General features: G+C 64.9%; 18 protein-coding genes. 11 read left to right on the forward strand and 7 right to left on the reverse strand.

Annotated features, from left to right (window positions below; all coding sequences use genetic code 11):
- Positions 1-9: 9 nt before the first annotated feature.
- From mupP to SD196_RS08435, 3 genes are all read right to left on the reverse strand, one after another.
- Positions 10-687, reverse strand: coding sequence for an N-acetylmuramic acid 6-phosphate phosphatase MupP (gene mupP / locus SD196_RS08425; RefSeq protein WP_275608046.1), 678 nt, complete (start codon positions 685-687; stop codon positions 10-12).
- Positions 684-1382, reverse strand: a complete 699-nt coding sequence (gene ubiG, locus SD196_RS08430) for a bifunctional 2-polyprenyl-6-hydroxyphenol methylase/3-demethylubiquinol 3-O-methyltransferase UbiG (protein ID WP_275608045.1) — start codon at positions 1380-1382, stop codon at positions 684-686. The genes mupP and ubiG overlap by 4 nt, the downstream gene beginning before the upstream one ends.
- Before the next feature lie 146 nt (positions 1383-1528).
- Entirely contained in the window at positions 1529-2854 is a 1326-nt protein-coding gene (locus SD196_RS08435) for a TRZ/ATZ family hydrolase (protein WP_343573818.1), read from the reverse strand.
- A gap of 154 nt (positions 2855-3008) precedes the next feature.
- On the opposite strand from SD196_RS08435, the gene mtnA reads away from it, so the two are divergent.
- From mtnA to rarD, 10 genes are all read left to right on the forward strand, one after another.
- On the forward strand, positions 3009-4085 hold the full coding sequence (gene mtnA, locus SD196_RS08440; protein WP_343573815.1) for an S-methyl-5-thioribose-1-phosphate isomerase: 1077 nt from the start codon (positions 3009-3011) through the stop codon (positions 4083-4085).
- A 234-nt stretch (positions 4086-4319) separates the two neighbouring features.
- Positions 4320-7094 carry a DNA gyrase subunit A gene (gene gyrA / locus SD196_RS08445; protein WP_343573813.1) on the forward strand — a complete coding sequence of 925 codons (2775 nt, stop codon included), beginning with the start codon at positions 4320-4322 and terminating at the stop codon, positions 7092-7094.
- Between the two features lie 14 nt (positions 7095-7108).
- Complete coding sequence (serC, locus tag SD196_RS08450) at positions 7109-8194, forward strand: 3-phosphoserine/phosphohydroxythreonine transaminase (protein ID WP_275608041.1); 1086 nt, start codon at positions 7109-7111, stop codon at positions 8192-8194.
- A complete protein-coding gene (gene pheA, locus SD196_RS08455) occupies positions 8194-9291 on the forward strand; it encodes a prephenate dehydratase (protein WP_243808806.1) in 1098 nt (365 codons plus the stop codon). The genes serC and pheA overlap by 1 nt, the downstream gene beginning before the upstream one ends.
- Positions 9292-9361: 70 nt before the next feature.
- Positions 9362-10474, forward strand: a complete 1113-nt coding sequence (gene hisC, locus SD196_RS08460; protein ID WP_416311258.1) for a histidinol-phosphate transaminase — start codon at positions 9362-9364, stop codon at positions 10472-10474.
- Positions 10467-12692, forward strand: coding sequence for a bifunctional prephenate dehydrogenase/3-phosphoshikimate 1-carboxyvinyltransferase (locus SD196_RS08465; RefSeq protein WP_416311259.1), 2226 nt, complete (start codon positions 10467-10469; stop codon positions 12690-12692). Before hisC ends, SD196_RS08465 begins: the two co-directional genes overlap by 8 nt.
- Complete coding sequence (cmk, locus tag SD196_RS08470) at positions 12692-13381, forward strand: (d)CMP kinase (protein ID WP_416311260.1); 690 nt, start codon at positions 12692-12694, stop codon at positions 13379-13381. The genes SD196_RS08465 and cmk overlap by 1 nt, the downstream gene beginning before the upstream one ends.
- Positions 13382-13779: 398 nt before the next feature.
- Positions 13780-15462 carry a 30S ribosomal protein S1 gene (rpsA, locus tag SD196_RS08475; protein ID WP_275608017.1) on the forward strand — a complete coding sequence of 561 codons (1683 nt, stop codon included), beginning with the start codon at positions 13780-13782 and terminating at the stop codon, positions 15460-15462.
- Positions 15463-15603: 141 nt separating this feature from the next.
- On the forward strand, positions 15604-16473 hold the full coding sequence (locus SD196_RS08480; protein ID WP_275608016.1) for a carboxylate/amino acid/amine transporter: 870 nt from the start codon (positions 15604-15606) through the stop codon (positions 16471-16473).
- A complete protein-coding gene (gene rarD / locus SD196_RS08485) occupies positions 16470-17381 on the forward strand; it encodes an EamA family transporter RarD (RefSeq protein ID WP_275608015.1) in 912 nt (303 codons plus the stop codon). The genes SD196_RS08480 and rarD overlap by 4 nt, the downstream gene beginning before the upstream one ends.
- Positions 17382-17420: 39 nt before the next feature.
- Here the strand turns inward: rarD and SD196_RS08490 are convergent, their stop codons facing one another.
- From SD196_RS08490 to SD196_RS08505, 4 genes are all read right to left on the reverse strand, one after another.
- A complete protein-coding gene (locus SD196_RS08490; RefSeq protein ID WP_370601033.1) occupies positions 17421-17981 on the reverse strand; it encodes a C40 family peptidase in 561 nt (186 codons plus the stop codon).
- A 392-nt stretch (positions 17982-18373) separates the two neighbouring features.
- Positions 18374-18781 (reverse strand): NUDIX hydrolase, encoded by a 408-nt coding sequence (locus SD196_RS08495; RefSeq protein WP_275608013.1) that lies wholly within the window; start codon positions 18779-18781, stop codon positions 18374-18376.
- Positions 18778-19323 (reverse strand): dihydrofolate reductase family protein, encoded by a 546-nt coding sequence (locus tag SD196_RS08500; protein ID WP_275608012.1) that lies wholly within the window; start codon positions 19321-19323, stop codon positions 18778-18780. Before SD196_RS08500 ends, SD196_RS08495 begins: the two co-directional genes overlap by 4 nt.
- Before the next feature lie 97 nt (positions 19324-19420).
- Entirely contained in the window at positions 19421-20785 is a 1365-nt protein-coding gene (locus SD196_RS08505; protein ID WP_416311261.1) for an MFS transporter, read from the reverse strand.
- Positions 20786-20942: 157 nt separating this feature from the next.
- On the opposite strand from SD196_RS08505, the gene SD196_RS08510 reads away from it, so the two are divergent.
- A complete protein-coding gene (locus tag SD196_RS08510) occupies positions 20943-22280 on the forward strand; it encodes a DEAD/DEAH box helicase (RefSeq protein WP_275611987.1) in 1338 nt (445 codons plus the stop codon).
- The last annotated feature ends 13 nt before the right edge of the window (positions 22281-22293 follow it).

Consider the following 22293-nt stretch of genomic DNA (forward strand, 5'->3'; position numbering starts at 1 on the left):
GAGGCTGCTTCAGCAGCTGCAGAGGGCGCGGTCGAGGACGGCCAGCAGCTCGCTCGGGTGGTTGACGATGACGTCGGCGCCCCAGTGCGCGGGGTTGTCGTCCGGGTGGATGTAGCCATAGCGCACGGCTGCAGTCTTGGTCCCGGCGGCGCGGCCCGACTCGATGTCGCGCAGGTCGTCACCGATGAACAGCACTTCCGACGGATCGACCTTCAGCTGGCTGCAGGCCAGCAGGAGCATTTCCGGGTCCGGCTTGCTGTTCTTCACGTGGTCCGGGCAGACCAGCACGGCGGAGCGCTCGGCCAGCCCCAGTTGCTGCATGATCGGCGCGGCGAAGCGCACCGGCTTGTTGGTCACCACGCCCCAGATCAGTCGCGACTGCTCGATGCTTGCCAGCAGCTCGGGCATGCCGTCGTACGGGCGGGTGAAGACAGCGCAATGCTCCTGGTAGCGGTCGAGGAACTCCTGGCGCAGGGTCTCGAAGCCGGGAGCTTCCGGGTCCATGTCGAAGGTCGCGGCGACCATGGCGCGGGCGCCACCGGAGACCACGTCCTGGATGCGCTTGTCGTCGATCGGCGCGCGGCCATGGGCTTTGAGCATCGCCTGGCAGACGGCGATGAAGTCCGGCGCGGTGTCCAGCAGCGTGCCGTCCATGTCGAAGAGAACCGCCTTGAGCATGCGATTCACTCCTCGCGCAGGGTCTGGATCATGTAGTTGACGTCGACGTCGTCCGCCAGCTTGTAGTGCTTGGTCAGCGGGTTGTAGGTCAGGCCGATGATGTCCTTGACCGCAAGGCCGGCGTCGCGCGACCAGGCGCCCAGCTCGGAGGGGCGGATGAACTTCTTGAAGTCGTGGGTGCCGCGTGGCAGCAGGCGCATCACGTATTCCGCGCCGACGATGGCGAACAGATAGGCCTTCGGATTGCGGTTGATGGTGGAGAAGAACACCTGGCCGCCGGGCTTGACCATCTTGTAGCAGGCGCGGATGACCGAGGCCGGGTCCGGCACGTGTTCGAGCATCTCCAGGCAGGTCACCACGTCGAACTGCTCGGGCATTTCCTCGGCCAGCTCTTCGGCGGTGATGCGGCGGTATTCCACCGGCACGCCGGATTCCAGCTGATGCAGCTGGGCGACGGCCAGGGGGGCTTCGCCCATGTCGATGCCGGTGACGGTGGCGCCACGCTGGGCCATGGCTTCGCTGAGAATGCCGCCGCCGCAGCCGACGTCGAGCACCTTCTTGCCGGCGAGGCTGACGCGCTCGTCGATCCAGTTGACCCGCAGCGGGTTGATGTCGTGCAGGGGCTTGAACTCGCTTTCGCGGTCCCACCAGCGGTGGGCGAGGGCCTCGAATTTGGCGATCTCGGCGTGGTCGACGTTGCTCATGGTGTCCCTATGTTTATAAAGCTGAAAAACGAATGCCGCCTATGATGCCAGCTTCGTGCGGCAGATGGGGCGCGGCATGACAGATTGTCGCAGCGGCGGCCCGTATCGGGGCCGCGCTGCGTAGGGATGGCCGATCTTGAGAGGGCTCAGGCGCCGGCGATCTTGCGACCCCATTCGCCGGCGACGGCGATCAGGCGCTCTTCGTCCAGGCGGGTGAGTTTGCCGTCTTCCAGCAATTGCTTGCCGCCGACCCAGACGTGGCGCACGCAGTCGCGGCCGCTGGCATAGATCAGCTGGGAAACCGGCTCGTAGACCGGCTGCTGGGCCAGGCCGGAGAGGTCGAAGGCGGCCAGGTCGGCGGATTTGCCCAGCTCCAGGCTGCCGGTTTCCTGCTCCATGCCCAGGGCGCGGGCGCCGTTCAGGGTGGCCATGCGCAGGGCTCGGTGGGCGTCCAGCGCGGTGGCCTGGCCGGCCACCGCCTTGGCCAGCAGGGCGGCGGTGCGGGTTTCTCCGAGTAGGTCCAGGTCGTTGTTGCTGGCCGCGCCGTCGGTGCCGATGGCGACGTTGACGCCGGCCTGCCACAGGCGTTCCACCGGGCAGAAGCCGCTGGCCAGCTTGAGGTTGGATTCGGGGCAGTGCACCACCGAGCTGTTGGTTTCCACCAGCATGGCCAGGTCCTCGTCGTTCACCTGGGTCATGTGCACGGCCTGGAAGCGCGGGCCGAGGAGGCCGAGGCGGTGCAGGCGGGCCAGCGGCCGCTCGCCGTTCTTCTCCAGCGCTTGTTGGACCTCGAAGGCGGTTTCGTGGACGTGCATGTGAATGCCCGCGTCCAGCTCCTCGGCGAGCATCAGGATGTTTTCCAGCTTGTCGTCGCTGACGGTGTAGGGCGCGTGCGGGCCGAAGGCCACCTTGATACGCGGGTGGTGCTTGAGGTCGTCGCGCAGCGCCAGGCCCTGGCGGATCGCCTCGTCGGCGTCGCGGGCGCCGGGCACCGGGAAGTCCAGCACCGGCACGCTGATCTGTGCGCGTACACCGGCCTTGTGCACCGCCTCGCAGGCCACCTGCGGGTGGAAGTACATGTCGGAGAAGCAGGTGATGCCGCCCTTGAGCTGCTCGGCGATGGCCAGTTCGGTGCCGTCGCGGACGAAGTCCTCGCCAACCCACTTGGCCTCGGCCGGCCAGATGTGCTCCTGCAGCCAGGTCATCAGCGCCAGGTCATCCGCCAGGCCGCGGAACAGGCTCATCGCCGCGTGGCCGTGGGCGTTGATCAGGCCGGGGGCGAGCAGCATGCCCGGCAGTTCGCGGGTTTCCGTGGCCGGATGGCGCAGGGCCTCGGCGCGCGGGGCGAGCAGGGCGATGCGGCCGTCGCGGATGCCCAGGCCATGACCCTGCAGGACGATGCCGGCAGGTTCCACGGGGACGATCCAGGTGGGGAGCAGAAGCAGGTCGAGCGGGGCTTTGGCGGTGGGCATGAAGCGCATCCTGGGCGCGGCGGAGAGAGGTCCGGAGTATAGCCGAGCGCCACTGCCGCAGGCTCGGTATACTCGGCGCTTTTACCCGCTTGTGCGGGAATATTCCTGGGGGCCGGGAAGGGCCCGCGATTCCATTCGAATGACGAGGTGTTCCATGCGTGAGCGACTGTTGGCGGCCGAACGGGTTACGGCCATTGATTGGCGCAAGGGGACCCTCCGCCTGCTGGACCAGCGCTTGCTGCCGCTGGAAGAAACCTGGCTGACCTATGAAAGCGCCGAAGGCGTGGCCGACGCCATCCGCCAGATGGTGGTGCGTGGCGCGCCGGCCATCGGCATTGCCGCCGCCTATGGCGTGGTCCTGGGCCTGCGCGCCCGCCTGGCCGTTGGTGGCGACTGGCGTGCGGCGCTGGAAGAGGACTTCACCATACTGGCCGAGTCGCGGCCGACCGCGGTCAACCTGTTCTGGGCGCTGAACCGCATGCGCGACCGCCTGGAGCGCCTGAAGCCGGGTGAGGACCCGATGCCGGTACTGGAAGCGGAAGCCATCGCCATCCATGAAAGCGATCGCGAGGCCAACCTGACCATGGCCCAACTGGGCGTGGAACTGATCCGCAAGCAGCACAGCGGCCCGCAGAAGATCCTCACCCACTGCAACACCGGGGCCCTGGCCACCGGCGGTTTCGGGACCGCGCTGGGGGTGATCCGCGCTGCGCACCTGGAAGGCTTGATCGAACGCGTCTACGCCGACGAAACCCGCCCCTGGCTGCAGGGCGCCCGCCTGACGGCCTGGGAGCTGGCCAACGAGAACGTGCCGGTCACCCTCAATGCAGACGCCGCCGCCGCGCACCTGATGAAGACCGAAAGCATCACCTGGGTCATAGTCGGGGCCGACCGCATCACCGCCAACGGTGACGTGGCCAACAAGATCGGCACCTACCAGCTGGCGGTCAATGCCATGCACCACGGCGTGCGCTTCATGGTGGTGGCGCCCAGTTCGACCATCGACATGAGCCTGGAAAGCGGCGAGGACATCCCGATCGAGGAGCGCGACGGCCGCGAACTGCTGGAAATCGGTGGCAAACGTGTCGCTGCCGAGGTCGACGCCTTCAACCCGGTGTTCGATGTGACTCCGGCGGACCTGATCGACGCCATCGTGACCGAGCGCGGCGTGGTCGAACGCCCGGACGCCGAGCGCATGGCCCAGCTGATGAGCCGCAAGCGCCTGCATTGACGGGGCCTGCGGCAATTCATCGAGGGGCTTGGGCGAGGGTAGGGTTTGACCCTGGCTTGTGGTAAGCTCCGACGGTTCTTCGGGGGGCGTTTTCGCACCCCCTTCAGCATCGCGGATCAGCGCAATAAGTCGTTGATTTGTAGAGAGTCGGTGGCGCTTTGATGGCGCACCGCGCTCCGCCGGGCTCAGGACGAGCGTGGCGGAGTCCCATTTGAAAAAGGAACCAGGCTTCTCATGGGCGAACTGGCCAAAGAAATCCTCCCGGTCAACATCGAAGACGAACTCCGACAGTCCTACCTCGATTACGCCATGAGCGTGATCGTCGGTCGTGCCCTGCCCGATGCGCGCGACGGCTTGAAGCCCGTGCATCGCCGCGTCCTGTACGCCATGAGCGAACTGGGCAACGACTGGAACAAGCCCTACAAGAAATCCGCCCGTGTGGTCGGCGACGTGATCGGTAAGTACCACCCGCACGGCGACACCGCGGTGTACGACACCATCGTCCGCATGGCCCAGCCCTTCTCGCTGCGCTACATGCTGGTCGACGGCCAGGGCAACTTCGGTTCGGTGGACGGCGACAACGCCGCGGCCATGCGATACACCGAAGTGCGCATGGCCAAGCTCGCCCATGAGCTGCTGGCGGACCTGGACAAGGAAACCGTCGACTGGGTGCCCAACTACGACGGCACCGAGCAGATCCCGGCGGTCATGCCGACCAAGATCCCCAACCTGCTGGTCAACGGTTCCAGCGGTATCGCCGTGGGCATGGCGACCAACATCCCGCCGCACAACCTCACCGAGGTGATCGACGGCTGCCTGGCGCTGATGGACAACCCCGAGCTGTCCATCGACGACCTGATGAACTACATCCCCGGTCCGGACTTCCCGACCGCGGGCATCATCAACGGTCGTGCGGGCATCATCGAGGCCTATCGCACCGGTCGTGGCCGCATCTATATCCGTGCCCGCGCCACCATCGAGGACATGGAGAAGGGCGGCAACCGCCAGCAGATCATCATCACCGAGCTGCCCTACCAGCTGAACAAGGCCCGCCTGATCGAGAAGATCGCCGAGCTGGTGAAAGAGAAGAAGATCGAAGGCATCACCGAGCTGCGCGACGAGTCCGACAAGGACGGCATGCGTGTGGTCATCGAGTTGCGCCGCGGCGAAGTGGGCGAGGTCGTGCTGAACAACCTCTACGCCCAGACCCAGCTGCAGAGCGTTTTTGGCATCAACGTGGTGGCCCTGGTCGACGGCCAGCCGCGCACGATGAACCTCAAGGAAATGCTCGAGGTCTTCATCCGCCACCGCCGTGAAGTGGTGACCCGCCGGACCGTCTATGAGCTGCGCAAGGCCCGCGAACGCGGCCACATCCTGGAAGGTCAGGCCGTCGCCCTGTCGAACATCGACCCGGTGATCGAGCTGATCAAGACCTCGCCGACCCCGGCCGAAGCCAAGGAACGCCTGATCGCGACCGCCTGGGAATCCAGCGCCGTAGAGGCCATGGTCGAGCGCGCCGGCGCCGACTCCTGCCGTCCGGAAGACCTGGACCCGCAGTACGGCCTGCGCGACGGCAAGTACTACCTGTCGCCGGAGCAGGCCCAGGCCATCCTGGAACTGCGCCTGCATCGCCTGACCGGCCTGGAGCACGAGAAGCTCCTGTCCGAGTACCAGGAAATCCTCACCCTGATCGGTGAATTGATCCGCATCCTGACCAGCCCCGAGCGCCTGATGGAAGTCATTCGCGAAGAGCTGGAGAAGGTGAAAGCGGAGTTCGGCGACGCCCGCCGCACCGAGATCGTCGCGTCGCAGATGGACCTGACCATCGCCGACCTGATCACCGAAGAAGAGCGCGTGGTGACCATCTCCCACGGCGGCTACGCCAAGTCCCAGCCGCTGGCCGCCTACGAGGCCCAGCGTCGCGGTGGCAAGGGCAAGTCCGCCAGCGGCGTGAAGGACGAGGACTACATCGAGCACCTGCTGGTCGCCAACAGCCACGCCACCCTGCTGCTGTTCTCCAGCAAGGGCAAGGTCTACTGGCTGCGCACCTTCGAGATCCCGGAAGCCTCCCGTACCGCCCGTGGCCGTCCGCTGGTGAACCTGCTGCCGCTGGACGAAGGCGAGCGCATCACCGCGATGCTGCAGATCGACCTGGAAGCCGTGCGCGCCCAGTTCGCCGGTGAAGACGGCGATGATGACGACGTGGTCGCTGAGCAGGTCGCCGAAGTGGTGGAAGCCGAAGAGGGCGAAGAGGGCGACGACGCCGACTTCAGCCAGGACGAGCCGACCGGCGCGTACATCTTCATGGCCACCATGAAAGGCACCGTGAAGAAGACCCCGCTGATCCAGTTCACCAAGCCGCGCTCCAACGGCCTGATCGCCCTGAAGCTGGAAGAGGGCGACTCGCTGATCGCCGCTGCCATCACCGACGGTTCGAAGGACGTGATGATGTTCTCCAACGCCGGCAAGGTGATCCGCTTCAAGGAAAGCAAGGTGCGCATCATGGGCCGTAACGCCCGTGGCGTGCGTGGCATGCGCCTGGCCGAAGACCAGCGCATCATCTCCATGCTGATTCCGGAATGCCGCGAGGCGCAGATCCTCACCGCTTCCGAGCGTGGCTACGGCAAGCGCACCCCGCTGGCCGACTACCCGCGTCGCGGTCGTGGTGGCCAGGGCGTGATCGCCATGGTGATCAACGAGCGTAACGGCAACCTGGTCGGCGCCGTGCAGGTGCTGGATGGCGAGGAAATCATGCTGATTTCCGACCAGGGCACCCTGGTGCGTACCCGCGTCGACGAAGTTCGCGGTGCGGGCCGTAACACCCAGGGCGTGATCCTCATCAAGCTCGCCGCCGACGAGACCGTCGTGGGCCTGGAGCGGGTGCAGGAGCCTACCGTCGTGGAAGACGACGTCATCGACGGCGAGATCGTCGAAGGCGAAGTAGCGGACGAGAACCAAGAAGCAGGCGAAGCTGCGGCTGAAGAAGCCCCGCAGGCCAGCGAAGACTGATAGCGAGAGTGGATGTGAGCAAGCGAGCCTTTAACTTCTGCGCCGGTCCCGCGGCGCTTCCCACCGAGGTGCTGGAGCGCGCCCGCGCCGAACTGCTGGATTGGCAGGGCAAGGGCCTGTCGGTCATGGAGATGAGCCACCGTAGCGACGACTACGTGGCCATCGCCGAGAAGGCCGAGCAGGACCTGCGCGACCTGATGAACGTGCCGTCGAACTACAAGGTGCTGTTCCTGCAGGGCGGCGCCAGTCAGCAGTTCGCCGAGATCCCGCTGAACCTGCTGCCCGAAGATGGCGTGGCGGATTACGTGGAAACCGGCATCTGGTCGAAGAAGGCCATCGAAGAGGCTCGCCGCTTCGGCAACGTCAACGTGGTTGCCAGCGCGTCCAAGTACGACTACTTCGCCATCCCCGGGCAGAACGAGTGGAACCTGTCCAAGGACGCCGCCTACCTGCACTACGCGTCCAACGAGACCATCGGCGGCCTGGAATTCGACTGGGTTCCGGAAGTCGGCGACGTTCCGCTGGTGGTGGATATGTCCTCGGACATCCTCTCCCGCCCGACCGACGTGTCGAAGTTCGGCCTGATCTACGCCGGCGCGCAGAAGAACATCGGCCCGTCCGGGCTGGTAGTCGTCATCGTTCGCGAAGACCTGCTGGGCCGTGCCCGCAGCATCTGCCCGACCATGCTCAACTACAAGGTCGCCGCCGATAACGGCTCCATGTACAACACTCCGGCTACCTACTCCTGGTACCTCTCCGGCCTGGTCTTCCAGTGGCTGAAGGAGCAGGGCGGCGTCGACGCCATGGAGAAGCGCAACCGCGCGAAGAAGGACATGCTGTATTCCTTCATCGACAGCAGCGACTTCTACACCAACCCGATCCAACCCAGCGCCCGCTCCTGGATGAACGTGCCGTTCCGCCTGGCCGACGAGAAGCTCGACAAGGCCTTCCTCGAAGGCGCCGACGCGCGCGGCCTGCTCAACCTGAAAGGCCACCGTTCGGTGGGCGGCATGCGTGCCTCCATCTATAACGCCCTGGGCCTGGACGCCATCGAAGCCCTGGTCGGCTACATGGCCGAGTTCGAGAAGGAGCACGGCTGATGAGCGACGCTGACCAGCTCAAGGCTTTGCGCGTACGCATCGACAGCCTCGACGAGAAGATCCTCGAGCTGATCAGCGAACGTGCCCGCTGCGCCACCGACGTGGCGCGCGTGAAGATGGCCTCCCTGGCCGAAGGCGAGAAGCCGGTGTTCTACCGGCCCGAGCGCGAGGCCTGGGTGCTCAAGCACATCATGGAGCTGAACAAGGGCCCGCTGGACAACGAGGAAGTCGCTCGTCTGTTCCGCGAGATCATGTCCTCCTGCCTCGCCCTGGAACAGCCGCTGAAAGTGGCCTACCTCGGCCCGGAAGGCACCTTCACCCAGGCTGCGGCGCTCAAGCACTTCGGCCACGCGGTGATCAGCACCCCGATGGCGGCGATCGACGAAGTGTTCCGTGAAGTCGCCGCCGGTGCGGTGAACTTCGGCGTGGTGCCTGTGGAAAACTCCACCGAAGGTGCGGTCAACCACACCCTCGACAGCTTCCTCGAGCACGACCTGGTGATCTGCGGCGAGGTGGAGCTGCGCATCCACCACCACCTGCTGGTGGGCGAGAACACCAAGACCAACAACATCACCCGCATATACTCCCACGCCCAGTCCCTGGCCCAGTGCCGCAAGTGGCTGGACGCGCACTACCCGAACGTCGAGCGCGTGGCAGTCTCCAGCAACGCCGACGCCGCCAAGCGGGTGAAGAGCGAGTGGAACAGCGCAGCCATCGCCGGCGACATGGCCGCCAGCCTGTACGGCCTGGACAAGCTGCACGAGAAGATCGAGGACCGCCCGGACAACTCCACGCGCTTCCTCATGATCGGCAACCAGGAAGTGCCGCCCACCGGCGACGACAAGACCTCCATCATCGTCTCCATGCGCAACAAGCCGGGCGCGCTGCATGAGCTGCTGGTGCCGTTCCACACCAACGGCATCGACCTGACCCGCATCGAGACCCGCCCGTCGCGCAGCGGCAAGTGGACCTACGTGTTCTTCATCGACTTCGTCGGCCACCACAAGGACCCGCTGATCAAGGACGTGCTGGAAAAGATCAGCAGCGAAGCCGTTGCCCTGAAGGTGCTGGGTTCCTACCCCAAAGCGGTTCTCTGAGAAACCGCGAGCCGCAAGCCACCGGTGCGCCGGGGAACGGCTTGCGGCCCATAGCTTGAGGCTTTTAGCGATGTCGTGTGATTTCCTTGCCCTGGCTCAGCCGGGCGTGCAGAAGCTTTCCCCCTATGTGCCCGGCAAGCCGGTCGATGAGCTGGCCCGTGAGCTGAAGCTCGATCCTGCCGGCATCATCAAGCTGGCCAGCAACGAGAACCCGCTGGGCCCGAGCCCGAAGGCGCTCGAAGCGATCCGCGCCGAACTGGCCGAGCTGACCCGCTATCCCGACGGCAACGGCTTCGAGCTGAAGAGCCGCCTGGCCGCTCGCTGTGGCGTCGGCACCGCGCAGGTGACTCTGGGCAACGGCTCCAACGACATCCTCGATCTGGTCGCTCGTGCCTACCTCGCGCCCGGCCTGAACGCCGTGTTCAGCCAGTACGCCTTCGCCGTCTACCCGATCTCCACCCAGGCCGTCGGCGCCCAGGGCAAGGTCGTGCCGGCCAAGGAATGGGGCCATGACCTGGAAGCCATGCTGGCGGCCATCGATGCCAACACCCGCGTGGTCTTCATCGCCAACCCGAACAACCCCACCGGCACCTGGTTCGGCCCGGATGCGCTGGAGCGCTTCCTGTCGCAGGTTCCGGAGAACGTCCTGGTGGTGCTGGACGAGGCCTACATCGAGTACGCCGAAGGCGAGGAACTGCCGGATGGCCTGAAGTACCTGGCCCGCTACCCGAACCTGCTGGTTTCGCGCACCTTCTCCAAGGCTTATGGCCTGGCGTCGCTGCGTGTCGGCTACGCGATCTCCTCGGCGCAGGTCGCCGACGTGCTCAACCGCGTGCGCCAGCCGTTCAACGTCAACAGCCTGGCCCTGGCCGCCGCCTGCGCTGCGCTGGACGACGCCGAGTACCTGGCCGAAGGCAAGCGCATCAATGACGAAGGCATGGTTCAGCTGGAAAACGGCCTGCGCGCACTCGACCTGCAGTGGATTCCTTCCAAGGGCAACTTCATCGCCGTGGACCTCAAGCGCGACGCCGGCCCGGTCTACCAGGCCCTGCTCGCCGAAGGCGTGATCGTCCGCCCGGTCGGCGGCTACGGTATGCCGCAGCACCTGCGCATCTCCATCGGCCTGCCGGCCGAGAACGCCCGCTTCCTCGAAGCGCTGGCCAAGGTGCTTGCCCGTGCCTGATGTCCAGCCGCACAAGCTCCGCCGCCTCGTCGTGGTGGGGCTCGGCCTGATCGGCGGCTCCTTCGCCAAGGGCATCCGCGAGAAGGGGCTGTTCGAGGAAGTGGTCGGCGTCGACCGTGATCCGGAAACCCGCCGCCTCGCGGTGGAGCTGGGCGTGGTCGACCGCTGCGAGGAAAGCCTCGCCGCCGGCTGCCGCGAGGCGGACGTGATCCAGCTTGCCGTGCCGATCCTGGCCATGGAGAAGGTCCTCGGCGAACTCGCCACCTTCGATCTGGGCAACGCCATCCTTACCGACGTGGGCAGCGCCAAGGGTAACGTGGTACGTGCCGCGAAAGCGGTGTTCGGCGGAATGCCGTCGCGCTTCATTCCCGGCCATCCCATCGCAGGCTCCGAGCAGAGCGGGGTGGAGGCAGCCAACGCGAAACTGTTCCGCCGTCATAAAGTCATCCTCACGCCGCTGGATAATGCAGACGCGGACGCGGTCCTGTGCGTCGAGAGCCTCTGGCGCGGGTTGGGCGCGGATGTCGAGCAGATGGACGTGGAGCACCACGACGAAGTCCTGGCGGCGACCAGCCACCTGCCGCACCTGCTGGCCTTCACGCTGGTCGACTCGCTGGCCAAACGCAGCGAGAATCTGGAAATCTTCCGCTATGCCGCTGGTGGCTTCCGCGACTTCACGCGGATCGCCGGCAGCGACCCGGTGATGTGGCACGACATCTTCCTCGCCAATCGCGGGGCGGTGCTGCGCATCCTCGACGTATTCCGTGACGACCTCGATGCGCTGCGCGAGGCCGTTGACAAGGGGGACGGGCAGCAACTGATGGGCGTCTTCACCCGCGCCCGGGTTGCCCGCGAGCATTTCAGCAAAATCCTGGCCCAACGGGCCTATGTGGACGCCATGCACAACAATGACCTGATTTACCTGGCCCAGCCGGGTGGCCGCCTGTCCGGACGTGTTCGCGTACCGGGCGACAAGTCCATTTCCCATCGCTCGATCATGCTCGGCTCCCTGGCCGAAGGCACGACCGAGGTGCAAGGCTTCCTCGAAGGCGAAGACGCCCTGGCCACCATCCAGGCGTTCCGCGACATGGGCGTGGTCATCGAAGGCCCGCACCACGGTCGCGTCACCGTTCATGGCGTCGGCCTGCATGGCCTGAAGCCGCCGCCCGGCCCGATCTACCTGGGCAACTCCGGGACCTCCATGCGCCTGCTCAGCGGCCTGCTGGCGGCGCAGCCGTTCGATTCGACCCTGACGGGCGACCCGTCGCTGTCCAAGCGCCCGATGAATCGCGTAGCCAAGCCGCTGCGCGAGATGGGCGCGGTGATCGAGACCGGTCCGGAAGGCCGTCCGCCGCTGACCATCCGTGGCGGCAAGAAGCTGACCGGCATGCACTACGACATGCCGATGGCCAGCGCCCAGGTTAAATCCTGCCTGCTGCTCGCCGGCCTCTACGCCGCCGGTAGCACCTCCACCACCGAGCCGGCCCCGACCCGCGACCACACCGAGCGCATGCTGCGCGGCTTCGGCTACCCGGTCGACGTGGAAGGCGCCACCGCCAAGGTCGAGTCCGGCCACAAGCTGACCGCCACCCAGATCGAAGTCCCGGCGGACATTTCCTCCGCTGCCTTCTTCCTGGTCGCCGCGAGCATCGCCGAAGGTTCCGACCTGGTGCTGGAGCACGTCGGCATCAACCCGACCCGTACCGGCGTCATCGACATTCTCAAGCTGATGGGCGCCGACATCACCCTGGAAAACCAGCGTGAAGTGGGCGGCGAACCGGTCGCCGACATCCGCGTGCGTTCGGCCAAGCTCAAGGGCATCGACATCCCTGAAGACCTGGTGCCGCTGGCCATCGACGAGTTCCCGGTACTCTTCGTCGCCGCCGCCAACGCTGAAGGTCGCACCGTACTGCGCGGCGCGGAAGAGCTGCGGGTGAAGGAATCCGACCGCATCCAGGTCATGGCCGACGGCCTGATCGCCCTGGGCGTGAAAGCCGAACCGACCCCGGACGGCATCATCATCGAAGGCGGCGCCTACGGTGGCGGCGAAGTCTGGAGCCACGGTGACCATCGCATCGCCATGTCCTTCAGCGTGGCCTCCCTGCGTGCCGGCGCGCCGATCCGCATCCACGACTGTGCCAACGTCGCGACTTCCTTCCCGAACTTCCTCGGGCTGGCCTCCGGCGCGGGCATCCGCGTCGCCGAGGAGAAGAACTGATGAACGCTGAATGGCCGGTCGTCGCCATCGACGGCCCCAGCGGTTCCGGCAAGGGCACCGTCGCCGGCCTGCTGGCCAAGCGCCTGGGCTGGAACCTGCTGGACTCCGGCGCGCTATACCGCCTGCTGGCGTTCGCTGCCGGTAACCACGGCATCGACCTGACCAACGAGGAAGCCCTCAAGGTCCTGGCTGCGCACCTGGACGTCCAGTTCACCCACGCCAAGGGCGGGCAGGGCCAGCACATCATCCTCGAAGGCGAAGACGTCACCGACACCATCCGCACCGAACAGGTCGGCGCTGGCGCCTCGCAAGTCGCCGCGCTGCCGGCGGTGCGCGACGCCCTGCTGCAACGCCAGCGCGCCTTCCTCGAAGCGCCGGGCCTGGTGGCCGACGGCCGTGACATGGGCACCGTGGTCTTCCCCAGCGCCCAACTGAAGATATTCCTCACCGCTTCGGCCGAAGAGCGCGCCCGCCGCCGCTACCTGCAGCTCAAGGACAAGGGCATCGAAAGCGACCAGGCACAGCTGGCAGAAGAAATCCGCGCCCGCGACGAGCGTGACAGCCAACGCGCTGTAGCGCCGCTGAAGCCGGCCAAGGGTGCAATTCTGGTGGACTCCACCGAGATGAGCATCGATGCAGTGGTGGAAAGTATCCTCGCCGAAGTTTCACGGTTGGGATTGGCCGACTGATCGGCTTGGACACAGAAATCCCTCGGCAGCGCCGGGGGATTTTCCTTTCAAGGGCGGGGTGGATCTGACAAACGGTGAAGCCGCTTGCCCCGCTTCGCGCGAAACTGACAGACCAAGGCTGGTGCTCACAAAAGAGCGTCGTATCTCAGTAGCCAGACTCGCTCAATTGACGCGGTCTGCAAGCATTGCTACCATTCCAGACCTTGTATCGGGAGGGTTTCGCCCATATTGAGCGAAGCGTTCCCTTAAAATCTGAATGTGGAGTGCCCGTTTCGGCGGGTGCAACAGGGGGCCGGCAGGATACCAGTCTTGATCCTGCTGGCTTCTTTTTCATCACTTGACCGTGTTTGCTGGTGACGCGGAATCGGGCTTACAAGCCTTTGACTACAGGTATAGACATGAGCGAAAGCTTCGCAGAACTCTTTGAAGAAAGTCTGAAATCCCTCGACATGCAGCCCGGTGCCATCATCACCGGCCTGGTGGTCGACATCGACGGTGACTGGGTTACCGTTCATGCCGGTCTGAAATCCGAGGGCGTCATCCCGGTCGAGCAGTTCTACAACGAACAGGGCGAGCTGACCATCAAGGTGGGTGACGAAGTCCACGTTGCGCTGGACGCGGTTGAAGATGGCTTCGGTGAGACCAAGCTGTCCCGCGAAAAAGCCAAGCGTGCAGAATCCTGGCTGGTTCTGGAAGCTGCCTTCAACGCTGACGAAGTGGTCAAGGGCGTCATCAACGGCAAGGTCAAAGGCGGTTTCACCGTCGACGTCAGCGGTATCCGCGCGTTCCTGCCGGGCTCCCTGGTGGATGTGCGTCCGGTACGCGACACCACTCACCTGGAAGGCAAAGAGCTCGAGTTCAAGGTCATCAAGCTGGACCAGAAGCGCAACAACGTTGTCGTTTCCCGCCGCAGCGTCCTGGAAGCCGAGAACAGCGCCGAGCGTGAAGCTCTGCTGGAATCCCTGCAGGAAGGCCAGCAGGTCAAGGGTATCGTCAAGAACCTCACCGACTACGGTGCGTTCGTTGACCTGGGCGGCGTCGATGGTCTGCTGCACATCACCGACATGGCCTGGAAGCGTATCAAGCATCCGTCGGAAATCGTCAACGTTGGCGACGAGATCGATGTCAAGGTTCTGAAGTTCGACCGCGAGCGCAACCGCGTATCCCTGGGTCTGAAGCAGCTGGGCGAAGACCCATGGGTTGCTATCAAGGCTCGTTACCCGGAAGGCACCCGCGTTACCGCGCGCGTCACCAACCTCACCGACTACGGCTGCTTCGCCGAGCTGGAAGAGGGCGTGGAAGGCCTGGTACACGTCTCCGAAATGGACTGGACCAACAAGAACATCCACCCGTCGAAAGTCGTTCAGGTTGGCGACGAAGTGGAAGTTCAGGTTCTGGACATCGACGAAGAGCGTCGTCGTATCTCCCTGGGCATCAAGCAGTGCAAGTCCAACCCGTGGGAAGACTTCTCCGGCCGCTTCAACAAGGGCGACAAGATCTCCGGCACCATCAAGTCGATCACCGATTTCGGTATCTTCATCGGCCTGGAAGGCGGCATCGACGGTCTGGTTCACCTGTCCGACATCTCCTGGAACGAAGTTGGCGAAGAAGCCGTTCGCCGCTTCAAGAAGGGCGACGAGCTGGAAACCGTCATCCTCTCCGTTGATCCGGAGCGTGAGCGCATCTCCCTGGGCATCAAGCAGCTGGAAGACGATCCGTTCTCCAACTACGCCTCGATGCACGAGAAGGGCACCATCGTTCGCGGCACCGTGAAGGAAGTTGACGCCAAGGGCGCTGTCATCACCCTGGCCGGCGAAATCGAAGGCATCCTGAAAGCCTCCGAAATCAGCCGTGACCGCGTTGAAGACGCTCGCAACGTTCTGAAAGAAGGCGAAGAAGTCGAAGCCAAGATCATCAGCATCGACCGTAAGAGCCGCGTCATTTCCCTCTCCATCAAGTCCAAGGACGTTGATGACGAGAAGGATGCGATGAAAGAACTGCGTAGCAAGCAAGACGCAGAAAGCACTGGTCCGACCACCATTGGTGACCTGATCCGTGCTCAGATGGAGAACCAGGGCTAATCCCTGCTTCCTCATCCAAGGAAAAGGGCGACTTCGGTCGCCCTTTTTCGTTTCTGCCTTTCGCAGGCGGCGGGCGCGCAGCCCTTTTCTCCAGAGTGAGACTGGCGCTATGGTGCTTGCCCCGTTCCGGTCGCATCCCTCATGCCATACCTGCTTTTCGTTACCGTCCTCTGGGCGTTTTCCTTCAGCCTGATCGGCGAGTACCTCGCTGGGCAGGTCGATAGCTATTTCGCGGTGCTGACCCGTGTCGTGCTCGCCGGACTGGTATTCCTGCCGCTGACTCGCTGGCGCGGCGTGCATCCGCGCTTCGTCGCCGGCGTGATGCTGGTGGGGGCGCTGCAGTTCGGCATTACCTATGTCTGCCTGTATCAGAGCTTCCGGGTGCTCACGGTGCCCGAGGTGCTGCTGTTCACTGTACTGACGCCGCTGCACGTGGCGCTGATCGATGATGCGCTGAACCGTCGCTTCAATGCCTGGGCGCTGCTGGCTGCCGGAGTGGCGGTGCTGGGGGCCGGGATCATTCGTTACGACGGGGTGAGCGGCGACTACATCGAAGGTTTCCTGCTGCTGCAGCTGGCCAATGCCACCTTTGCCGCCGGCCAGGTGTTCTACAAGCATCTGGTGCAGCGCTATCCCTCGGATATCCCGCAGTTCCGCCGCTTCGGTTACTTCTTCGTCGGGGCGCTGTTGATCGCGCTGCCGGGCTGGCTGCTGTTCGGCAATCCGCAGAAGCTGCCGAGCACCGAAGTGCAATGGGGCGTGCTGGTGTGGATGGGGCTGCTGGCCACTGCGCTGGGGCAGTTCTGGTGGAACAAGGGCGGAACCCTGGTGGATGCCGGCACCCTGGCGGTGATGAATAACCTGCACGTGCCGGTGGGGCTGCTGATCAATCTGCTGATCTGGGGTGAGCAGGCCGATCTGCCCCGCCTGGCGCTGGGTGGTGCGGTGATCGTCGCGTCCCTGGGCGTCAATCGCTTCGGTTTGCGTCGTCACAAGGAGCGTTTCGCATGAATATTTCCGGACGTGGTGTGGCGCTGTCTTTGGCGTCGTCCGTTTTGTTCGTGACCTTGCCGGGCTATATCCATGCGTTGGAGCCGCTGACCAGCATCCAGGTGATCGCTCACCGGGTGGTCTGGTCGATTCCCATGGTGCTGTTGCTGGTGTGGTTCACCCGCCAGGGCGGGGTGTTGCGTGACGCGGGGCGGCGCCTGCTGCGCGAGCCCTGGCTGCTGGCGTGTTTCCCGCTGACGGCGGCGATGATGTTGGTGCAGTGGGGTGTGTTCATCTGGGCGCCCATGGTCGGGCGCACCCTGGAGCTGTCGCTGGGCTATTTCCTGCTGCCCCTGACCATGGTGCTCTGCGGTCGAGTGTTCTACGGCGAGCGACTGACGCCTTTGCAGGCCATCGCGGTGGCCTTCGCCGTCGCGGGTGTGCTGCATGAACTGTGGCTGACCCGGGCGTTTTCCTGGTTCTCCATGATCACTGCGCTGGGGTATCCGCCGTATTTCATGCTGCGCCGCAGGATGGGCGTGGATGCGTTGTCCGGGTTCGTCTTCGAGATGGTCGTGTTGCTGCCGTTCGCCTTCCTGGCGCTGTGGATGACCGGTAGCGGGCAGGTGCTGGAGGAGACGCCACGGCTGTGGGCGCTATTGCCGATTCTGGGGCTGATCAGTGCGCTGGCCTTCGGCGCCATGATGGCGTCCAGCCGGCTGCTGCCGATGGGGCTGTTCGGGATTCTCAGCTATGTCGAGCCGGTACTGTTGTTCGCCATTGCCGTGCTGTTCCTGGGCGAGGCGTTCAATCCGGCGCAGATCTGGACCTACGGGCCGATCTGGATCGCCGTGTTGTTGACCGGGTGGGATAGCGCGCGATTGCTGCGCCGACAGGCGCGTCGCGAGGCGTTCGAGGTGAAACGCTAGGAAGGGAATCGCTCTCCCGTGAGGGGAGAGCGCAGGCCGTCAGTCGAAGCGACGGCCGCCGACGTCGGCCTTGGCCAGGGTTTCCGGCAGGATGCGGCGAGCAGCGGTGTAATGACGCTTCCAGTAGTCGCCATTGAGGTCGGAAACGCGGACCTTCTGGCCGCGGCGCGGCGCATGAACGAACTGGTTGTCGCCGACGTAGATGCCAACGTGGTCGACATTGCGGCGATTGTGGATGCGGAAGAACACCAGGTCGCCGGGCTGAAGGTCATCGCGTGCCACCTTCGGGTTGCCGCGCATGCTGTAGATTTCGCGTGCGGTACGCGGCAGGTCGACTTCATCGATGTTCTGGAACACGTAGTTGACCAGGCCGCTGCAGTCGAAGCCGCGCTTGGGCGAGGTGCCGCCCCAGCGATAGGGCGTGCCGATCATGCTGTAGGCGCGCTGGGTAACCTGGTGCGCCTCGCTCTTGGCCGGCTTGTCGGCCTGGGGCGTCATGGTCAGCAGGGCGCTGCCCTGGACCGGGACGCGCAGGTCGACCGGAGCAGGGTGGTAGGTGCGTGAGACCTTGGAGGAGGCGGTTGCCTCGGTGGCGGCCAAGAGGGTCGCCAAGCCTATGGAAAGGCATGTCAAAATGTTACGTCGCATTCGGCATGTCTTCTTGCTGGTTGATGTCACCCAGACTCCGCTGGATCGCCGTTGCTTTCGGCGTGGTTTCCTTTTTGTCCGTTCAAAAATTCGGGGCATTTTGAACGAGTTTTCATGACAGTTTTTACCGTCTGTCGATTCTGACGATTGTCATGTGACTTGCCGGACGTTGCGTGACATGTGAACGGACCCACTGGTCACGACCACGGCTTATAGCTTGAAGCCCTATAGCATGCGGGTTTCGGCAATGATGGCGGGGCGCTGTGGCTCTGATGGCGCAAAGCCAGGCGAGGCGCACTGTCGCAGGTAAAAACCCGACGAAATGCAGGTTTTTAGGGGCGGAATCAGCCCAGGTGCTGGAGGAGGGCGGGCAGTACCTGTTCGCGCAGGAGCGGTGCGAGCTTGTGCGGGGTGTTGGCGGCGGGAGCCAGCCAGGCCAGTTCTTCCAGCTCTGCCGCCGGGCTTACCGGGTGGGGCAGGGCGGCGACATAGACCTGCGCGTCGACCCGGGTATCGGGCTCATTGGCGGCGTCGGCCTGGAAATGGCCCAGGGGCGTCAGGGCGTTTTCCGTCAGGCGCAGATTGAGTTCTTCATCCAGTTCGCGCAGCAGCGCCTGTACCGAGGTTTCGCCGGGCTCGTGCTTGCCGCCGGGCAGCATGAAGGCCTGGGTGCCGCGCTTGCGTACCAGCAGCAGGCGGCCGGAGTCGTCGAGCAGGCAGGCGGCAGCGATGCTGATGGTGGCGCGGGTCATGATGAGAGACTTTCCTTGAGGACCTGGTAACGCAGTTGCACGATTCCACTGGGAAAGCTGCGCTGTTCCAGCAGTTGCAGACGTTGCTCGAGTCCGATGCTGAACAGCGGAATGCCGGCTCCGAGCAGGTGCGGAATGATGCTGACGATCAACTCGTCGAGCAACCCCGCGGCGAGAAAGTTTCCTGCCAGACTCCCTCCGCCAACCAACCAGACTCGCTTGCAGCCCTTGGTTTGGAGGGTTTCCAGGGCTTCGCTCGGTGGGCAATGCATCAGCTCGATCTGGGGGCCTGCCAGCGGCAGGTGGTTGGCGCGGGTCAGGACCAGGGTTGGCTTGTTCGGATAAGGCCAGTCGCCTTGGGTCAGGCAGTGCAGGTAGGTGGTCCGCCCCATCAGCAGACCGTCGATGCCCGCATAGAAGGCGCTGTAGCCGTGGTCGTCGGTCGCGCTGTCATAGCCCAGCAGCCAGTCGACGCTGCCGTCGGGGCGGGCGATGTAGCCGTCCAGGCTGGCGGCCACGAAATAAACGAGAGTCGATTGCACCCTGTTTCTCCGTTGCGGAAAGCTCGATCAGAGCATGGCACGGCGACTGCGGGGTGCTGATACGTTCGTCCGATTCCTGCCTACGTTGGGCGGCGTGTCATCCAGCAAGCTCTTCCAGGGTTCGGCCGCGGGTCTCGATGCCGAAGGCCCAGACCACTCCGGCGGCGAGCAGGAAGCACAGCGCACCGAGGCTGAACACGCCTCCCTGGCCGGCCACCGGCAGGATCACGCCGCTGACGGTGGGGCCGAGCAGCGAGCCGATGCGGCCGACCGCCGAGGCGAAACCCGACCCGGTAGCGCGCGCCGAAGTTGGGTAGAGCTCCGGCGTATAGGTGTAGAGCACCGCCCACATGCCGAACAGGAAGAACTGCATGGCCAGGCCAAAACCGATCAGCAGGGCCAGGCTGCCGCCGAATACCGCCGTCTGCCCGTAGGCATAGGCCATCGCACCGCCGCCCAGGAGCATCAGCACGCAGCTCGGTTTGCGGCCCCAGCGCTCGACCAGCCAGGCCGCGCAAAGGAAGCCGGGAATGCCGGCCAGGGAAATCAGCACCGTGTAGTAGACCGACTGGGTTGCGGCGAAGCCCGATTGCTGCAGTAGGGCGCTGAGCCAGGAGGTGAGGCCGTAGAAGCCGAGCAGGGCGAAGAACCACAGACTCCAGACCGTCAGGGTGCGGCGCCGGTAGGCCGGCGACCAGAGTTCGGCGAAGGCGCGGAAGAAGCCCGGCGCACTCGGCTCCGGGCGCGCCAGCGGGCGTGGCTCCGGCAGGCTGCTCAGCTTGAGCGAGGCCATCACCCGGGCCTCGATGCGTTGCAGGGAGCGCTCGGCCTGATCGAGCAATCCGGCCTGCTCCAGCCAGCGTGGCGATTCGGGGATCATGAAGCGGATCGCCAGGACGAAGATCGCCGGGAAGGCCAGCAGCAGGAACAGGCTGCGCCAGCCGGCCACCGGCAGCACGAAGTAGGACAGGCAGCCGGCGGCGATGAAGCCCAGCGGCCAGAAGCCGTCCATCAGCGCGATGTACTTGCCGCGCTTGTGCGCCGGGATCATTTCCGAGAGCAGCGACTGGGCAATGGGGAATTCCATGCCCATGCCGATCCCCAGCAGCACGCGGTAGAGGGTCAGTTGCTGCACGTCGCCGGCGGTGGAGCAGAGGTAGCTGGCGATGCCCCAGAGCACGATGCTCCACTGGAACACCGGCTTGCGCCCGAAGCGGTCGGCGAGCAGCCCGGACAGAGCCGCACCGACCACCATGCCGACGAAGCTGGAGCTGGCCAGCAGTCCGGCCTGGGCGCTGGAGAGGCCGAACTCGGCTTTGATCGAGCCGAGCAGGAAGGTCATCATCGCCAGGTCCATGGAGTCGAAGAAGAACGCCAGGGCGATGATCACGAAGATCAGCCGGTGGTAGGGGCTCAGTGGCAAGCGCTCCAGACGTTCGGCGGCGGTCGGGCGGTGCGTCATCGCGGCGTTCCTTGTGCGGCATTCTTGGGCGTTGCAGCCAGTCTGGGAGTGCCTTGCGGACGCCTCTGTCCCGCACGCGACGTGGGCCATACCGATTGCGACCGGCGAATAAAACCCGCGCATCGGTTACGCTATGCAGCTATTTGGTCTTTACGTGATATCGAGGTCTGCCTTGTTCTCCCAATTCGCCCTGCACGAACGCCTGCTCAAGGCGCTCGATTCGTTGTCCTTCTCCGAGCCGACCCCGGTCCAGGCAGCAGCCATCCCGAAGGCCCTGGAGGGACGCGACCTGCGGGTGACGGCGCAGACCGGCAGCGGCAAGACCGCCGCCTTCGTGCTGCCGCTGCTGCATCGCCTGCTCGCCGAGGAGAAGCCCAAGAGCGGCGCCCGCGCGCTGATCCTGCTGCCGACCCGCGAGCTGGCCCAGCAGACCCTCAAGGAAGTCGAGCGCTTCGCCCAGTTCACCTTCATCAAGGCCTGCCTGATCACCGGCGGCGAAGACTTCAAGGTGCAGGGCGCGCGCCTGCGCAAGAACCCGGAAATCATCATCGGCACGCCCGGCCGCCTGAACGAGCAGTTCAACGCCGGCAACTTGCCGCTGGGTGATGTGGAAGTGCTGGTGCTCGATGAGGCCGACCGCATGCTCGACATGGGCTTCTCCGAAGACGTACTCAAGCTCGCCGCGCAGTGCCCGGCGCAGCGCCAGACCCTGCTGTTCTCCGCCACCAGCGGCAGCGGTCTGCACGAGATGGTCGAGAAGGTCCTGCGCGAGCCGGAAAACCTGCAGCTCAACCGCGTCAGCGAGCTGAACGAGGACGTCAGCCAGCAGGTGATCCTGACCGACGATGTCGCGCACAAGGAAGCCCTGGTGCACTGGCTGATCGGCAACGAGACCTACGACAAGGCGATCATCTTCACCAATACCCGCGTCGCCGCCGACCGCCTGACTGGTCGCCTGATCGCCGCCGGGCACAAGGTCTTCGTGCTGCACGGCGAGAAGGACCAGAAGGACCGCAAGCTGGCCATCGAGCGCCTGAAGCAGGGCGCGGTGAAGGTGCTGGTCGCCACTGACGTGGCCGCCCGTGGCCTGGACGTCGACGGCCTGGACCTGGTGATCAACTTCGACATTCCGCGTCGTGGCGACGAGTACGTGCACCGCATCGGCCGCACCGGCCGTGCCGGCGCCTCGGGCACTGCGATTTCGTTGGTCGGCCATGGCGACTGGAACCTGATGTCGAGCATCGAGCGCTACCTCAAGCTGCGTTTCGAGCTGCGCACCATCAAGGAGCTGAAGGGCACCTACAAGGGGCCGAAGAAGGTCAAGGCCTCTGGCAAGGCCGCCGGCACCAAGAAGAAAAAAGATGATGTGAAGAAGACCGGCAGCAAGGCGCCGGCGAAGAAGAAGCCGGCTGCCAAGCCCAAGGCCGGCCCGTCCAAGGTCGTGAGCCAGGACGGCATGGCGCCGCTCAAGCGCAAGAAGCCGGCGGCGGAGTAAGCCTTCCGCGTCA

The organism is Pseudomonas macauensis (assembly GCF_047902425.1).
GTDB lineage: Bacteria > Pseudomonadota > Gammaproteobacteria > Pseudomonadales > Pseudomonadaceae > Pseudomonas.

Excerpts from the sequence above, each read along its gene's own strand:
- hisC (WP_416311258.1), top strand. The coding sequence starts at position 9,362 with ATGTCGTGTGATTTCCTTGCCCTGGCTCAGCCGGGCGTGCAGAAGCTT.
- SD196_RS08505 (WP_416311261.1), bottom strand. The coding sequence starts at position 20,785 with ATGACGCACCGCCCGACCGCCGCCGAACGTCTGGAGCGCTTGCCACTG.
- mtnA (WP_343573815.1), top strand. The coding sequence starts at position 3,009 with ATGCGTGAGCGACTGTTGGCGGCCGAACGGGTTACGGCCATTGATTGG.
- cmk (WP_416311260.1), top strand. The coding sequence starts at position 12,692 with ATGAACGCTGAATGGCCGGTCGTCGCCATCGACGGCCCCAGCGGTTCC.
- gyrA (WP_343573813.1), top strand. The coding sequence starts at position 4,320 with ATGGGCGAACTGGCCAAAGAAATCCTCCCGGTCAACATCGAAGACGAA.
- rarD (WP_275608015.1), top strand. The coding sequence starts at position 16,470 with ATGAATATTTCCGGACGTGGTGTGGCGCTGTCTTTGGCGTCGTCCGTT.
- SD196_RS08480 (WP_275608016.1), top strand. The coding sequence starts at position 15,604 with ATGCCATACCTGCTTTTCGTTACCGTCCTCTGGGCGTTTTCCTTCAGC.
- rpsA (WP_275608017.1), top strand. The coding sequence starts at position 13,780 with ATGAGCGAAAGCTTCGCAGAACTCTTTGAAGAAAGTCTGAAATCCCTC.
- SD196_RS08435 (WP_343573818.1), bottom strand. The coding sequence starts at position 2,854 with ATGCCCACCGCCAAAGCCCCGCTCGACCTGCTTCTGCTCCCCACCTGG.
- SD196_RS08495 (WP_275608013.1), bottom strand. The coding sequence starts at position 18,781 with ATGACCCGCGCCACCATCAGCATCGCTGCCGCCTGCCTGCTCGACGAC.
- ubiG (WP_275608045.1), bottom strand. The coding sequence starts at position 1,382 with ATGAGCAACGTCGACCACGCCGAGATCGCCAAATTCGAGGCCCTCGCC.
- pheA (WP_243808806.1), top strand. The coding sequence starts at position 8,194 with ATGAGCGACGCTGACCAGCTCAAGGCTTTGCGCGTACGCATCGACAGC.